Raw genomic sequence first — 14,171 nt, forward strand, 5'->3', positions numbered from 1 at the left:
ACTCGACCAGGTTGACCGATGCCGTGGCCGGCACACCGGAAGTGGTCGGCGTGTCGGCTGCAACGGGGCAAAGGTTCACGGGTGCGGCACTAGCTACTTTCGGAAGGGTATCGACGAGAATCATCACGATCCGCACACCCACTTTAACTTGACTGTTCAGCGGAGTTGCGGGCCGAATCGGGCTCATCAGGTTCACCTCCCCGCGACGGATCCGTGGCGTTCGGTTCTCTGTCGCTGCGGCCAGTGGTCAAATCGACGTCATCCAAGACAGACGGCCGGGTCGACGGGACGGGAGGCGACCTCGTCCGCCCACGGACGACCGCGTCCCGGCCGACCGGCGAGGGCGTCCGCCCCCGGCCATGCCGCCGCGCCGGCCGCTAGCGTGGCCGGGCGACGGTCATCCGGAAGCGAATCACCTTGCGCGACAGCCGGTTTTAGGCGGAGGATGTTGTGATCGGCCGCGAGCCGCGAGCCGACGTCGACAATCGCGTCGAACGTCGCCGGGTCGAGCGCATTGTGCATCTCGCCGCGGTCCAGGGTCACGGTCGCGATGCGGTGGTCGTCGACATCGACACGAATCCTGTGCTCGCTTATCCGGTCCGAATCTCCTCGCAGGCCGGTGCGGTCCGGGTGTTGCGGTGCGGCGACACCGCGTGTCGCGAAACCTACTTCGCAACAAGGTGAGTCGCTGTCCGGATACGTTCGTCAGGGCCGAGGCTTCGCAAGGTCGCGCGCGACCTCGGCCAGGTCCGCGATCGTCGACGTCGGGGACGAGGTGCGCCACGCAGCGACCGTGGTGATGTTCACGTCGATCCCATCGATGTCGAGAATGGTGACGGGCTCGCCGTGGAAGACCCGGTTCGTGACGCCCGAACCGAGGCTGACCAGAGTGAACGCCTGCCCCGTCGCCACCAGTTGGGCGAGCCCGGCGAAATTATGCCCGGACAACGTGATTCGCTTGTGGATGCCGTTGCGTTCGAGCAGCGCGTCCAACCGTCCGTACAGGCCCGGTGCGGCGTCGGGGCTGATCGAGGCGAAGGGCAGCGCGGCGAGCTCCCCGAGCTGGACCGACGTCCGGTCGGCGGGAAAGGTGGACCGGCCCACCACGACCCCGACGGCCTGCCGCTCGAGCAGGACACTGCCCACCGCGGGCCCCGCCGGCTTGCCGTGGACGAGTGCAATGTCGACGTTGCCCGCGCGCAGTTCCCGCAACAGGGGTTCGGTGCTGGCCGGGACCAGTGTCGTCCGGATGTCCGGGTACCGTTCCCCGACCGCGCCGAGGAACCGGTCGCGCAGGGTCGCCGACACGTCCGGTGCGATGCCGACGACCGCGGTCCTGGTGGGCCGGCCCGCCGCGCGCCGGGTGAGGTCCCGGACCGAGTCGAAACGCGCGACCAGGTCCGCGGCCTCCGGAAGCAGGGCCTCGCCCGCGGCGGTGAGGTCGATGCGGTGGTGGGTCCGGACGAACAGCTCGGTGCCGAGTTCGCGTTCGAGATCCTTGATGCGCCTGCTCAGCGGGGACGCGGCCATGTGCAGCCGATCGGCCGCGCGGGTGAAGCTCCGTTCCTCGGCGACCGCCACGAAGTAGCGCAGATGGAGCATGTCCACGCCGCCACCGTATACGGCGGCACCGGCGATGACCGCGGCGGTCAGGTCCACCTGTGCCGATCGGTCGTCGCCATGGCGGTGCTCCGCGACATAACCTCCGAAAGTGAACGACACACGAAGGGTGGCAGCCATGGCTGACCGTGCGATCCGCATTGCCAACTTCTCCGGCTACCTCGGGGACCGATACACCGCGATCGACGAGGTGGTCGCCGGCGACCCGGTGGACGTGCTGATGGGCGACTACCTCGCGGAGGTAACCCTCGCCGGGCTCGCGGCCGCGCATCACGCCGACCCGAGCGGCGGTTACGTCGAGTACTTCGTCGGGCAGCTCCGTCCGCACCTGGCGACGCTCGCGGAACGTGGTGTGAAGGTCGTGACCAACGCCGGCGGATTCAATCCGGCGGGGCTGGCGGACGCGCTGCGGGTCGAGATCGCCGCCGCCGGTGCCGACCTGCGGGTCGCGTACGTCGACGGTGACAACATCGTCGCGCGCCTCGCCGATCTCGACCGGCAGGGCCACCGGTTCCCGAATCTGGACAGCGGCCGACCTCTGTCCGAGTGGGTGGCCACGCCGATCGCGGCGAATGCCTACCTCGGCGGGTGGGGGATCGCGGCCGCGCTCGGCGGCGGCGCGGACATCGTCGTGTGTGGACGGGTCACGGACGCATCGCTCACGCTCGGGCCCGCCGCGTGGTGGCACGGCTGGGCCACCGACGACTGGAACGCGCTGGCGGGTGCCGTCCTCGCCGGCCACATCATCGAGTGCGGCCCGCATGCCGTGGGCGGCAACTTCTCCGGCTTCCGGCAGATCCCAGACATGACCGTTCCGGGCTTCCCGATCGCGGAGGTCGCCGCCGACGGCAGCTGCGTGATTACCAAGCACCGCGGCCACGGCGGAGCGGTCACCGTCGACACGGTGACCGCGCAGCTCGTCTACGAGATCCAGGGGCCGCGTTACGCGAACCCGGACGTGACCGTCGAACTCGACCACGTCGCGATCACCGAGCTGGAGCCGAACCGCGTCGCCGTCACCGGGACGACCGGAGCCCCGCCGCCGTCGACGACGAAGGTCGCGATCTTCGGGCCCGTCGGATTCACCGTGGTGAACACAGTTTTCGTGACGTCCCCCGACGTCGAGGCGAAGGTCGAGCTGCTCCGCGACCAACTCCGCCGTGACCTGCCCCCCGGTGTCGACCTCGACCTTACCCAGATCGGTGTCCCCGCGGACGATCCGGAGACGCAGTGGCAGGCCACCGTCGCACTCCGAGTGATGGTTGCCGCGGACGATGCGGAGACGTTGCGGCGCTTCGACCTGCCGCGCCGGCTCGGCAGCCTGTACCTGCAGAGCATCCCCGGGTTCTTCCACGACGGCGGTGGCGTCTTCCAGACCCGCCCCAAGCCGCGGATCGACTACTGGCCCGGTACGATCACCAGCGACGTCCTCAAACACCGCGCGGTCCTCGACGACGGCCGCGTCCTGCCCGTGCCGCGTCCCCCGCAGACCCGGTCCCTGTTCCAGCCGGTGCACCCCGAACCGGCGGAAGCGCCACTCGCCGAACGGGTCCGACAGGTCAAGCTCGGTTCCCTCGTCCACGCCCGCAGCGGCGACAAGGGCGGCAACGCGAACGTCGGGGTGTGGACACCGGACCCGCGGGTGTGGGAGTGGCTGCGCCGCTTCCTGACCACCGACGAGATGCGTCGCCTCATTCCCGAGACGAAGGACCTCGACGTCGTCCGGCACGAGTTCCCCGAAATGCGTTCCGTCCACTTCGTGCTGCGCGGACTGCTCGGCACCGGCGGATCGTCGAACACCCGGGTCGACCAGGTGGGGAAGGCGATCGGCGAGTACCTGCGGTCCCGCGATGTCCTCGCCCCCGAAGACCTCGTCGGCCCGGCCAAATCCGCAGAGAACGCCGACTCTGCACACAACCCCGTCGGCGGTGCCGACTTCGCACAGGATCAGGAGTAGTCCCATTACCGACGTCACGACACCGCTCACCGACCGGCTTACCGAGGCCGTCGCCAACCCCGCGACGGACGACGCGTTCGACCCGCACGGGCATCTCGACGAGGTCCTCGCGGGCATCGGCATGACCGCCGCGGACACCGGGGGCGCGATCACCTTCGCCGGTGCGGACCCGGTGGTGCCGAGCACACTGCGTCTCGGCGCCGCAGCGGCGGTCGCGCTGACCGCGAAGTCGGCCGCGATCGCGAAGCTGTGGCAGCGGCGCGGCGGACGGGGCCAGGACATCGCCGTCGACCTGCGGGTCGCACCGCACCGGCTGTGCCCGTTCTACGACCGCCGGTGGGAACTGCTGAACGGCTACGCGCCCGGCGCCCCGGCCACCCCGTCGAACGCCCTCGGTCTCGCCTTCTACCGGACCGCGGACGACCGCTGGATGATGCCGCTGAACCCGTACCCGAAGATCAAGGTGGCGGCGCAACGCCTGCTCGGCGTCCCCGACGACCAGCGAGCGGTCGCCGCCGCGATCGCGGGCTGGAAGGGCACGGAGCTCGAGGCCGCCGCTGTGGAGGCCGGGTGCGTGCTGCCGATGCTGCGGACGACGCCCGAACTGATGGCCGAACCCCACTACCGGGACGTGCTCGCCGCGCTGCCCCTGATCGAGATCACCCGAATCGGTGACAGCGACCCCGAGCCGCTGCCGCCGGGCGTCGACCAACCGCTCACCGGGATCCGGGCGCTCGGCATGGGACACGTCATCGCCGGCGCGGGAGTGGGACGGACCCTGGCGTTGCACGGCGCCGACGTCCTCAACATCTGGCGGCCCAGCGAGTTCGAGCACGACGCCACCTACGTCAGCGCCAACGTCGGAGTCCGGTCCGCGACCATCGACCCGACCGACGCCGATGGTGCGCGGCGGATCCGGGAGCTCCTGGCCGGCGCCGACGTCTTCTACGCCAATCGCCGTCCCGGATACCTGGATTCGATCGGGATCTCCGCACAGGAGGCCGCCGCGATCCGACCCGGGATCATCCACGCGACCGCATCGTTGAACGGGGAGACCGGACCATGGGCGCAGCGCGTCGGGTTCGACCAGACCGCGGGCAGCCTCGTCGGGATGATGCACCTCGAGGGGGACGGTGAACGGCCCGGGCTACCGCCGATCATGGTGGTCAACGACTACGTCGTGTCGTGGCTCCTCGCCGCCGGCGTCGTCGAGGCGCTGACCCGCCGCGCCGTCGACGGCGGCAGCTACCGGGTGCACGTGTCGCTGACCCGGGCCGCGCTGTGGATCGTCGGGATGGGCATCTTCGACAAGGAATACGCGGCGTCCGTCGCGGGCGGCGCGGGTGGCGAGACGCACCGCTACCTGGACCCGGAGACCTTCCGCGCCGACACCCCGCTCGGGGCGTACCAGGGTGTCACCGACCAGGTCGCGATGTCCGAGACGCCCGGCCGGTACCGGACAATCCTGGTGCCCCGCGGGTCGTCGCGCCCCGAGTGGCCCGCCGGGTAGACCTTTGATCAGTGAGAGAGGGACAGGACTCGGGACGTTCGACCGTCGAGTATGCGCAACAACCTGTGCGAACCCGTGAAGGGCCGTCCCGCACCGGTGTTGGTGAGAGCGTCGGCGACGAGTACGCGGACCACGTGCAGTCCTGCGATGCGGCGTCGGGGTGGACAGGCCTACGACGATCGCGGTCGGTCCGGCTGCACGCACATCCTCGACCGGACCCGCGGAACCGCCACCCGAGCTCACCGACGAAGTCCTGGCCATCGTTTCTCGAGTCCTGACCGGACAGGTCACCGACTCGTCGTCGGAGCGGGACCGCGGTCCGACGGTAGGCACAGCAGCGATGCATCTCCACACACACAGAAACAAGCCAGCCGGCAGCCTCGTCGCTGAAAGGTCCCCGTCCACAGGACTACAAGCGGTCCACAGGACTACAAGCGCGATCATTTGTCGGCGTCTGTGCTAGCGAGACAGGACCGGACCATCCAGTCTCGCGACCCCTGGGGCCGTTGGGTTCTGCACCCGAGGAACAGAACCCAACGGTTCCCAGCGCAACACTGAAGCAGGCGCGAGGCCGGCCCTAACCATGATGAGCCCTAACCATGATGGGTTTGTCGTACATGCCCGATAATTCACGCGACACGGCCCGCTGGCCCCCGGTCGAAGGGCAACCGGCGGAGACCACTGAATCAGGAAGACAGCAATGCGACTACCCCTCTGGATCGGCGGCTCAGCCGTACTCGTATTGTCCGGCGCCGACGCCCTGATCGAGTTGCAGTCACGAGCCGTGGCCTGGGCTGCGCGGGCCCTGATCGACACGATGACCCCGGACGGCGTCATTCGAGCTGTCCATGCGTCGGAACACGCGGAGCCGCAACGAGACATCCCCTCGCCCTACGCGAAGACACCGCGTCGATAAGGGCTCCACACCTCGATCCCGCATGCATCCCGGGCCAGAGGGCACGCACACCCTGTGGATCGACGGGCTCCTCTACTCGGACAGCCTCCCCGAAGGTTTGTACGACCTCAACCCGATCGACCCGACAAGAAGAGGACGAGCGTGCTCGGGTGGAGCTGCGCGATCAGGCGCGGCAGGCATACGCGTACGTTCCGCACGACGCCCGCCACCTCGGCGGGGCGCACCGCTACCGCGGGCCGGCGGCCTCACCGGCGCGGATGCGGTGCCCGAACAACCCGGTCTCGATGCGAGCGCCGCACAGCGTGCCCACGACCTCCTGCATCCGCGGGCAGGAATGCGGCTGCAGGCACACGATCACCCTGCACGACACCCACTACCCGGATCTGCGGATGCCGTTCCAGCACGGCACCCTGGCGTGGGAGGCGTCGTATCACCGCCGCGTCGGGATCGAGAGCGTGTTCGCCGACTTGAAGCAGAACCGGATCCACGTGCACCGCGGCTGCCTCCGCGGTTTCGGAATCAGCCGCTACACACTACTCATCGGGTTCACCCTCGCGGCACTGAACTTGCTCTACCTGCACGACTGGTATTCCAAGCGTGAGCGTCTCGATCCGTGGGGCCGCTTCCTGGGTGAGCCTGAGCCTGTCCGTCGCCTCGGTATGCGGCCGCGTCGTTCGGCATCCCGGCGCCACGCGGAACCCTCGTCGGCTGCTCGGTCCGGCAGATAGCCACCTCGCATCGGAAGCGAAATCCACGGATTGCGCGGCTCGACCTCGACCGGATCACGAAGACCGCTGTTCACGTCTCCCACAGGCACGGTGACGACCCGAGGCAGATGCGCGATAGCCTGCCGTATCCGGGCCCCACCCCTCGATGATGATATACGGGGCGCCTCACATGCTTTCAGCATGTCGAAGAATGCTGAACTGGCGTAGCGATACGTCTCACTGGATCGGACTGTCGAGATGCCTGGAACGCCGCGAACTGTGTGCGAATGGCCCGCCGGTGCTCGGCCGAGGCCGGGGGAGCCTGTGTCGTGGCAGTCGAGGCGAGCGCGCGGCGCCGGGACTGGACCAGCCGATGCGCCGCCTGAGCGGGCGTCTCGTCGGGCAACTCGCGGCCGCGGGTCTTGGACTCGGTCGGCGAGACGCCCAACCAGTCGATCTGACTGAGTCTGAACGCCACCAGACGCAGCGGCGAGGTCATCGACTCCGTCGTCGGCCAAGTCCAGCCCCTCTTGGTGCCGTCGAGGGTGAGAGCATCGGCGATGTCGATGCCCGTCCAGCGGTCGGTGTCGATCCCAGCTTCGACCAGCAGATCGCACACCGATCCGATGTGCCCTCGACGCTGCCCCGTCACGTGGTTGATACCGATCCGTCCACGCAGGGCCGGGATTCGTTCAACCAATTGAGCAGCTGCTCTCTGAAGCTCCAAGGATCGCACAGGAATGGGGTTCGGGTTCTCGCTACCGGCGCGCCCGCGCGCTTGGTGATCTTTCCTGGCGGAAAGATTCACATGAAAAGAACGACAAAGGGATTGGGGTGCGGAAGCGACAGATCTGGACGTTGTCGACGGCTCCGGGCGAGTCGTCGACACTCTGTGTTTTCGGGAAGGTGCCGGGCGGCGGCAGCGCCTGATCTTCTTCTCCGGTGCGGGCATGGCTTCGACAGCCCATTGGGGTGCCGACAACGCCCACACGCTCGCTGCGCCTGTCTGAGGCCGAGCGGGGGCATGGCCGTGGATCTGCTCGTAGTGGCGGGCGGCTGCTTCACGTTCGAGACCGTCGAGTTTCTTGCCGCGAACCTGCTCGAGGCCGAGTTCGAGCGATTTGAGTACTCGTCGGCACCGCTTGAGCTGATCCTTCGAGAGGCCGGACCGGCTGGTGAGTGTGCCCAGGGATGCGGACATTCGCCGACCGGTCGCTGACTCGGCGAACTCGGCGTGTGCGCCGCAGCCGCGAACGAATGTGGCTGCGGCGATACCGTGGCGTTTGAGGGCTGCACGGCCACGGTCGGTGTGAGTGATGACCCACTCGCACAGTGCCAACCAGTACTTCCGGCTAACCCAGGTCGGGACGTGTGTGGAGGCGCCGGGAGCGATCGGTAACGAGAAGGCGTGAGAGCCGGCGGGTTGCGCCTCTAGGAGTTCGGTGACGGTGGCTTCCGTATGAGGGTCTGCGGTGTCGGCCTGCTGTTGAGCGGCCTCGATTTCGGAGACGGCAGCTACTGCGGCCGTGACGAGTGCGCTCCATTCGGCGTCGCCGGGGGGTGGGGATAGCGCGGCGCCGTCTGTACCGGCCGTGGGTGCCGGATCGGTGGAGGTGAAATCATGGGCGATTGAGGTGTATTCAGGGTATGCGTTACCCTGAGACGTACCTGGCAAGGTAGGCCCCTTCAGGGATGGCAGTAACCGAGTTTCGAAGCGTCAACTTCGAAAACGCATGCAGGAGAGCGTTCGTCCTGGCAGACGAACTCCCTAGGACGGGAAGGATCTTCCGGTTCTTCCGATGGATTTCTGTTGAGAATCCACCCGTCTGGGGTTCTTCTCTTTGGATTGTGTTACTGCACTGTGGAATTGGGTGCTTGTCGGCGTGGGTGTTCTGCCTGGAACCCGGTGGTGGCTGTTTCCCGGGTGTAGGGCGTCTTCCCCGACGGATTCATCCGTGATCGGGTGCAACACCTTCTGGTCGTGGAGGCCTGCATGAGCTGCTGAAGGTGCCGTTGTCACCGTTGTTGACCGGTGGCAGGACGATCGATCTCGCGAAGGCAGCGACCTGACTGATCTGTTCCACAGAGGCTGTCTCCGGGTCGGACGCGACGAGTTGGACCGTGTCGATCAGGGCTTCGACACCGCCGGCAGGGGTGGCGCGGGTAGGGAACATGACCAGCGGCCCGTAGGTGTCGATCAGCTCGGCGAGGTCCATGACGGCCGGAATTGCGATGCCGCTGATGAGACGAGCTCTGAGGGTGCCGCCGATGGTGAGAACGGCCCATCTACGTCCCTGACGGTCCGATCCGACAAGGTGGCTCATGCTCCACTCTCAACAGACGAATCGTGCTGTCGTGCCTGAACACGGCGTGAGCAGTCGGCAACGGTCGCGGCGCGGGGGAGGGGCGTGCTGTCGTGGTGTTCGGTGGATGCGGGCTTGGGGGCCTCGGCTGGGGTGCGACTGCAATGGGAGGCGGTCATGCTGCGCCGCCGGGGAAGAGGGCCAGGGGCTTGGGCGTCCGGGATGCCTGCGGTCTCTTTTTCGACTGCCCGCGAGCGACGGCGAACGCTTCGATTTCGCCAACAGGGATTTCTCGCCCGGTGACAGTGAAGAGCCGACCGGCCATGACTTGCTCGGAGATCTTGTCGCCGGCAGCGAGTCGAGTGTTCAGGGCAGCTTCGCACTGTGCAAGCAGAGGGCAAATCTTGCAGGCAGCCATTGCGCGTTTCCACGGGGCGGACGCGTTGCCGTTGACAGTCCAACCCCTAGCTTTTCCGGCGCACAGACCTTGGCTGGGGCTGGGCTGGGTGACGGGAGCTTTGCCGCGGGACTCGAGTTCGTGGGCGATCCGGCGGGCAGCTGGGCAGGATCGAAGCTTCCCAGCGTAGGTGAACCCGCATCGTCGGCAACGTCCTTCGCCGTAGTGCTCGCGCGCCATCGCGCGGAGCTGCTTCGTCGTGAAAGAACCGAGTCCGGCGGTGTGAGTGGCGCGCCGGGCATCATTTGCTGCCAACGTTCGCAGCGTGTCGGCTACGTCCGGGCAGAGCGGATACTTCTCGCTGTAAACGAAGCCGCACGTGCGGCAGGAGGTCGCGTCGGGCGTCGGGCGGTGAGTGGCCAGCACCGTTCCGAGATGCTTGTCGGCGATGCGGTCGGTGTTGTCGATACTGTCCCGGCCCGCGTCAGGCAGGGTATCCGCTAGGCGCGAGGCACTAGCCCCAACTAATGTGTTCATTTGCAGGTCCAGTTCTGCAATGGAGATCTGGGGTGTGAGCCTGTGATCTCCGGGCTTGTCCGACTGCGCTAACAGTCGGCTTGCTGGTTGACGGTCCCCTGGCTGCGCTAACAGCCGGGGGACCGTTCACGTTTCGGCAGGGCTTCCCATAGCCTCCCTTCTGCCAGAATCTAAACCTATTGCTCTAAAGCTATTGTTATGTGCGCATCGTAACGAGGGGACTGCACAGTGTCTAGCGATGAAGATCTTTCCGGTAGGGCGCTGTCTGTGAGTCGACGAGTAATGCGCGGATTCCAGCCAGAGCGGCTGGCTGCGGCGCGGCGAGCTGCAGGCATCTCGCAACGCGAACTTGCGCGTCTGGCGCTCCTGAACGCCGACACCATCCGTCGTTGGGAGACGGGTGATTCGTCTCCGCAGGTCGACTTGCTGGCTCGCGTCACTGCAGCGATCGGGATTTCGATCGCAGATGTGGTGACAGTTCCCGAGGGGGAGCGCTATCCCGGCGACTGGCGTGTCCTCAGGGGGCTGACGCAACCGATGCTCGGCGCTGCGGCGGGTGTGACTACGCAGATCGTCGGAAGCGTGGAGCGCGGTGAGATTTCGTTGTCCGACAACGTCGCGAAGAAGCTCTCGGCTGCGCTCGATATCTCGGAAGGCGAGCTGCGAGCGAGCTACGAACGAGCACGAAACCGCCCCTTGGGTGCGCCCGCGTAAGGCGCAAGCCTGCGGGTCGCGCGATTGCATTGCAGCCTCTCGATAGGGGACGTCAAGCTCTGTGGGCCGAGCCTAAGATCTGCAACTTACTATTGCAAGTTGCATCTAGACCGTTGAATCGCCAGGATGGAAGCGTCCATACAGGTGGTATCCATTCCGCGCAGGCAGCATCGACGGGACCGAAAGGTTGGGCGGCAAGATGAGCACCAGCTTCGCCGACAGGCTTCGCCACCTCTTCGATACCGTTCACCCACCGAATCGCGGCCCATACACCCAGACCGAGGTTGTCGACATGCTCCGCTTCAGCGGCAGCAAAATGACAACGGGATACATGTCGCAGCTGCTCAATGGGAAGCGCACGTCACCCGGTGTCGACGTAGTCCGCGACATCTGTCGCGTCTTCTGTGTCCCCATGGACTATTTCAGCGACGAAGAGACGTATGAAGAGGTCAAGGCGAGCATCGCATGGATTCAGAACATGCGTGACTCGAAGGACCAGCAAGTGGCGGCGAGGACCTACGATCCGTTCCGCAAACTGGCCAACCGCGACAAAGAATCGTCCTAAGCGATCAGTGCGTAGGTCAGTCCCGCCGCGACTGCTCCCGTCGCTGCACCGACCAGAACCTGCCCCCGAGTGTGATCACCAAGGTGAACCCTGGACCACCCGATCAAAGGAGTAAGGACCAGAGCCGCCAGCCACCACGGCGATAGTGCCAGGGCCAGTACGACCGTCACTCCGGCCGAAACGCCTGTGTGGACGCTGACCTTCCATCGGAAGATGCTCGTGATGACGGCCGCGGCGGCCAGTGCCGCCAAACCCGCCGACATGAAGGCGACCATTTCCGTCGGGGCGTCGGCCAATATCAGCACGACCAGCGCACCCACGGTGATGGCCAAAAGGGCGAGGATCAACAAGTGTCGCTCGTTGATCTTGGTGACATGGTGATCACCGATCTTTGCCCGGCGCATCCCGGCAAGAATGACAGCCATCGGCACAACACCCGAACATACTGCGACAAACAGGCCCCATCCCGGGCTGCCTATCGCATAGCCGAAGACCGTTGATGACGCGATATTGATTACCCACGGCGCGCCGACCTCGGTCAACCCTCGTGCGACTACATCGACCGCACTTCGGCGTTTCGGTGTACCGACATCCGTCATAGATCTACGACCAACTTCCGTTCGTTCTCGCTAGCAGCTTGGTAGGCGGTGCCCAGAATGCATGCCCACTCGGTTTCTGTCGTGCCAGGTCCGGGGAAGAAGGTGTTGCGCCCCAAACCCTCAGTGACCCGTCCGGAGGTAAGCCACGCGGCAATCGTCATCGCTGCGACAGGTGGAGGCAACTGATCCCCGTCGGGCAGATCGCTGTACTCGACTTCCAAGCTGATCGCATCGAGCGCTTCAGCTGCCCGATCGTCGACTCGCTCGCCGGCACTGCTTCCCTGCCGCGACTCGCGCGCGGCACCAGGCCACCTGATGAGCATTTCCGCTCGTAATGCCGAGAACTGTCGGAGCGCCTTCCTGGCGCTGAACCAGTTCATGGACATGGCAGCGAGGATCCCGGCAGCGATAAACAAGACGCCGGTGGCAGCCAACGCCCGGGAGATCGCGAGGGGCGTCGGCGTCGGGTTCATGAGCCCATAGCGTGCGGCGAAGAGATACCCGATTCGGAGTGCTGCGTAGACGGTCAGGATCGCTGCTCCGGGAACGATCAGCAGCAGACTTCGTCCGGTGACGGTTCGCCGATCCGCTTGGAGAATCGCGACGATCGTCATCATCAGACACAGAAGGAACGGGTAGGCCATGCCCAACATGAGTCCCTCAGCGTACCCAGGGAGAAACGCGTACTCGTTGTCGAAGACGCGGTTCGTCACGTGAGGAGGCCACGGTTTCGCGAAGAAGAAGACGAACGATAGACAGGCAGTCACCAGCGATACGGTGACGTGGAACTGAATGAGCCTCCTGCGCTGTCCGATCATGCACGTGACGTCCGTGAACACGACTGCAGTGCCGACACAGATGCCGAACACCAAGAGCATTTTGATGGCGCCGGGCACGCTGAACCCGAAGGTCTCCCGTACAACCGACTCAACAGTCTGGACATTGATTGCCATGTGAAGTGACATGCAAGCGAGCAAGATGAAGGCGCCTGCAAGCGTCAATGACCGATGAAACCACCAGCGGTGGAGTCGAGTAGCCGCCGCGACCGCCAACAACGCTGCAGCCAATGCGTTGATCAACCCAGCGCCTCATCGAGTCGAGACCTGATTGCAGGGCTTCTGTTCGCAAGGCTGCTACCCTTCAGCCGCCTCAAGAGCAGGCTCCCGAAGGCTTCGGCGTCGGCCTCTTCTGCTGATCGCTGGTCGGTGCACTCGCGTTGCAGCATCAGTGCCGCGAGATCATGAAAGTCTGCTCGCAGATAGGTGGTGGCAAGTTCGATTGCTGGTCTCCCCACGTGACCCAGGGCGATATGGCCGAGTTCATGGGCAATGGTCCGTTCCCGAGCATGTACCCAGGTTGCGTACCGCACCTCGTCGTAGTCGGGATGACTGATCCACTGGCCGAAAACCCCAGCCGGAAGATCGGCGTGTTCCTGAATGACCAACGCCCTTCCTCGATCACGTGAGAGTGCCTCGGCCACGCCCACCAGCGATCGAGCCTCGTCTCCCCGAGTGAGACGAAGCAGCCGATCGACGGACTGCGCGATCTCGGATTTCTCCGTCACTTCCGATCCTCCTGACACCGGCAGTCCCCGCGGTGCCGGCTGAGGACTACCGTAGTCGCCTGGCAAAGAACTTTCGCATTGCGGCCGGATGATGGCTGTCGACGAGCTCGTGCAATAATGTTGTTGGTCATTCGTCCAGTTGTCTACTCCTGCAACGATCTTGAACGGCTCAATGGATTTCGAAGGGGTAGTTGTGGTACGGCACTTCCCAAGTCGTTAACGACCGTCCCGTAGCTCTTCGTACGCGGCCTGGGCGTAAGGGAGTGCGGTGGCATACTCCGCCGCCGCAGTCTCTCCCTTCTTCGGAAAGTGTTCCTCCTCGTCGTAGCCACGCGGGTCTGCGTGCTGGACCGCCAATGCGTAGGAAACCGGGTCGCTCTCGTCGATCGTGATAGTTGCTGCGACATCTATGAAATTGTCTGTTGCGAGAGGCGCTGCGGTGTTGGAGTCGGATGCTCCGTACTGCAACCTGTGCTCCCATCCGAAGATGTCGTACTTGTTGCCGCCTCCAGCTATCCATCCTGATTCTGCTTTGGCGGCAACCAGTGCGGCCAGAACCTGATTGACGGTGGCGCCATGTCGTTCAGCGGCATCGATGATCTGCTTCGCGTAGAACCGCTGCTTGTCGCCGGTGAAATCGTCCGAGTCGAATGGCGAAGTCGAAGTAGTGGATATCGCCGCGTCGATCGAAGGGACGGTACGCGAATCGTGACTGCTGCATCCAGCCAGACCGACAGCGAGAGTCGCAGTGATCAGTGCTGCAACGCTTTTGCGATTCATAG

At 65.4% G+C, this 14,171-nt stretch carries 14 protein-coding genes; 5 read left to right on the forward strand and 9 right to left on the reverse strand.

Going from position 1 to position 14,171, the window contains the following annotated elements; translation table 11 throughout:
- The 3 genes from ACWDUD_RS27895 to ACWDUD_RS27905 all read right to left on the reverse strand — a co-directional run.
- A partial coding sequence (locus tag ACWDUD_RS27895; protein ID WP_450111425.1) for a hypothetical protein occupies positions 1-187 on the reverse strand: 187 nt, incomplete at its 3' end.
- A 71-nt stretch (positions 188-258) separates the two neighbouring features.
- Positions 259-543, reverse strand: coding sequence for a hypothetical protein (locus ACWDUD_RS27900; protein WP_450111426.1), 285 nt, complete (start codon positions 541-543; stop codon positions 259-261).
- Between the two features lie 162 nt (positions 544-705).
- Positions 706-1,740 carry a LysR family transcriptional regulator gene (locus ACWDUD_RS27905; RefSeq protein WP_450111427.1) on the reverse strand — a complete coding sequence of 345 codons (1,035 nt, stop codon included), beginning with the start codon at positions 1,738-1,740 and terminating at the stop codon, positions 706-708.
- On the opposite strand from ACWDUD_RS27905, the gene ACWDUD_RS27910 reads away from it, so the two are divergent.
- The 3 genes from ACWDUD_RS27910 to ACWDUD_RS27920 all read left to right on the forward strand — a co-directional run bounded on the left by ACWDUD_RS27910 (position 1,739) and on the right by ACWDUD_RS27920 (position 6,731).
- Positions 1,739-3,577: an acyclic terpene utilization AtuA family protein gene (locus tag ACWDUD_RS27910; RefSeq protein WP_450111428.1), complete on the forward strand. Its 1,839-nt coding sequence runs from the start codon at positions 1,739-1,741 to the stop codon at positions 3,575-3,577. The genes ACWDUD_RS27905 and ACWDUD_RS27910 overlap by 2 nt on opposite strands.
- A complete protein-coding gene (locus ACWDUD_RS27915) occupies positions 3,549-5,087 on the forward strand; it encodes a CoA transferase (RefSeq protein WP_450111429.1) in 1,539 nt (512 codons plus the stop codon). Before ACWDUD_RS27910 ends, ACWDUD_RS27915 begins: the two co-directional genes overlap by 29 nt.
- A gap of 1,065 nt (positions 5,088-6,152) precedes the next feature.
- On the forward strand, positions 6,153-6,731 hold the full coding sequence (locus ACWDUD_RS27920) for a hypothetical protein (RefSeq protein ID WP_450111430.1): 579 nt from the start codon (positions 6,153-6,155) through the stop codon (positions 6,729-6,731).
- Between the two features lie 175 nt (positions 6,732-6,906).
- Here ACWDUD_RS27920 and ACWDUD_RS27925 read toward each other — a convergent pair whose 3' ends face one another.
- Together ACWDUD_RS27925 and ACWDUD_RS27930 are read right to left on the reverse strand one after the other, a co-directional pair.
- A complete protein-coding gene (locus ACWDUD_RS27925; protein WP_450111431.1) occupies positions 6,907-8,385 on the reverse strand; it encodes a hypothetical protein in 1,479 nt (492 codons plus the stop codon).
- Between the two features lie 274 nt (positions 8,386-8,659).
- Positions 8,660-9,034: a hypothetical protein gene (locus ACWDUD_RS27930; protein ID WP_450111432.1), complete on the reverse strand. Its 375-nt coding sequence runs from the start codon at positions 9,032-9,034 to the stop codon at positions 8,660-8,662.
- 1,195 nt (positions 9,035-10,229) lie between these two features.
- Between ACWDUD_RS27930 and ACWDUD_RS27935 the strand changes: the two genes are divergently transcribed.
- A complete protein-coding gene (locus ACWDUD_RS27935; RefSeq protein WP_450111433.1) occupies positions 10,230-10,661 on the forward strand; it encodes a helix-turn-helix domain-containing protein in 432 nt (143 codons plus the stop codon).
- A 199-nt stretch (positions 10,662-10,860) separates the two neighbouring features.
- A complete protein-coding gene (locus tag ACWDUD_RS27940; RefSeq protein ID WP_450111434.1) occupies positions 10,861-11,226 on the forward strand; it encodes a helix-turn-helix domain-containing protein in 366 nt (121 codons plus the stop codon).
- Here ACWDUD_RS27940 and ACWDUD_RS27945 read toward each other — a convergent pair.
- The 4 genes from ACWDUD_RS27945 to ACWDUD_RS27960 all read right to left on the reverse strand — a co-directional run bounded on the left by ACWDUD_RS27945 (position 11,223) and on the right by ACWDUD_RS27960 (position 14,169).
- Entirely contained in the window at positions 11,223-11,768 is a 546-nt protein-coding gene (locus tag ACWDUD_RS27945; RefSeq protein WP_450111435.1) for a hypothetical protein, read from the reverse strand. The genes ACWDUD_RS27940 and ACWDUD_RS27945 overlap by 4 nt on opposite strands.
- A gap of 53 nt (positions 11,769-11,821) precedes the next feature.
- A complete protein-coding gene (locus tag ACWDUD_RS27950) occupies positions 11,822-12,778 on the reverse strand; it encodes a hypothetical protein (RefSeq protein WP_450111436.1) in 957 nt (318 codons plus the stop codon).
- A gap of 122 nt (positions 12,779-12,900) precedes the next feature.
- Positions 12,901-13,389, reverse strand: coding sequence for a hypothetical protein (locus tag ACWDUD_RS27955; RefSeq protein ID WP_450111437.1), 489 nt, complete (start codon positions 13,387-13,389; stop codon positions 12,901-12,903).
- A 216-nt stretch (positions 13,390-13,605) separates the two neighbouring features.
- A complete protein-coding gene (locus ACWDUD_RS27960; protein WP_450111438.1) occupies positions 13,606-14,169 on the reverse strand; it encodes a hypothetical protein in 564 nt (187 codons plus the stop codon).
- Positions 14,170-14,171: the final 2 nt, after the last annotated feature.

The sequence above is a fragment of the Rhodococcus sp. NPDC003382 genome, assembly GCF_053589135.1.

Excerpts from the sequence above, each read along its gene's own strand:
- ACWDUD_RS27905 (WP_450111427.1), bottom strand. The coding sequence starts at position 1,740 with ATGGCTGCCACCCTTCGTGTGTCGTTCACTTTCGGAGGTTATGTCGCG.
- ACWDUD_RS27935 (WP_450111433.1), top strand. The coding sequence starts at position 10,230 with ATGCGCGGATTCCAGCCAGAGCGGCTGGCTGCGGCGCGGCGAGCTGCA.
- ACWDUD_RS27960 (WP_450111438.1), bottom strand. The coding sequence starts at position 14,169 with ATGAATCGCAAAAGCGTTGCAGCACTGATCACTGCGACTCTCGCTGTC.
- ACWDUD_RS27910 (WP_450111428.1), top strand. The coding sequence starts at position 1,739 with ATGGCTGACCGTGCGATCCGCATTGCCAACTTCTCCGGCTACCTCGGG.
- ACWDUD_RS27950 (WP_450111436.1), bottom strand. The coding sequence starts at position 12,778 with ATGGCAATCAATGTCCAGACTGTTGAGTCGGTTGTACGGGAGACCTTC.
- ACWDUD_RS27930 (WP_450111432.1), bottom strand. The coding sequence starts at position 9,034 with ATGAGCCACCTTGTCGGATCGGACCGTCAGGGACGTAGATGGGCCGTT.
- ACWDUD_RS27940 (WP_450111434.1), top strand. The coding sequence starts at position 10,861 with ATGAGCACCAGCTTCGCCGACAGGCTTCGCCACCTCTTCGATACCGTT.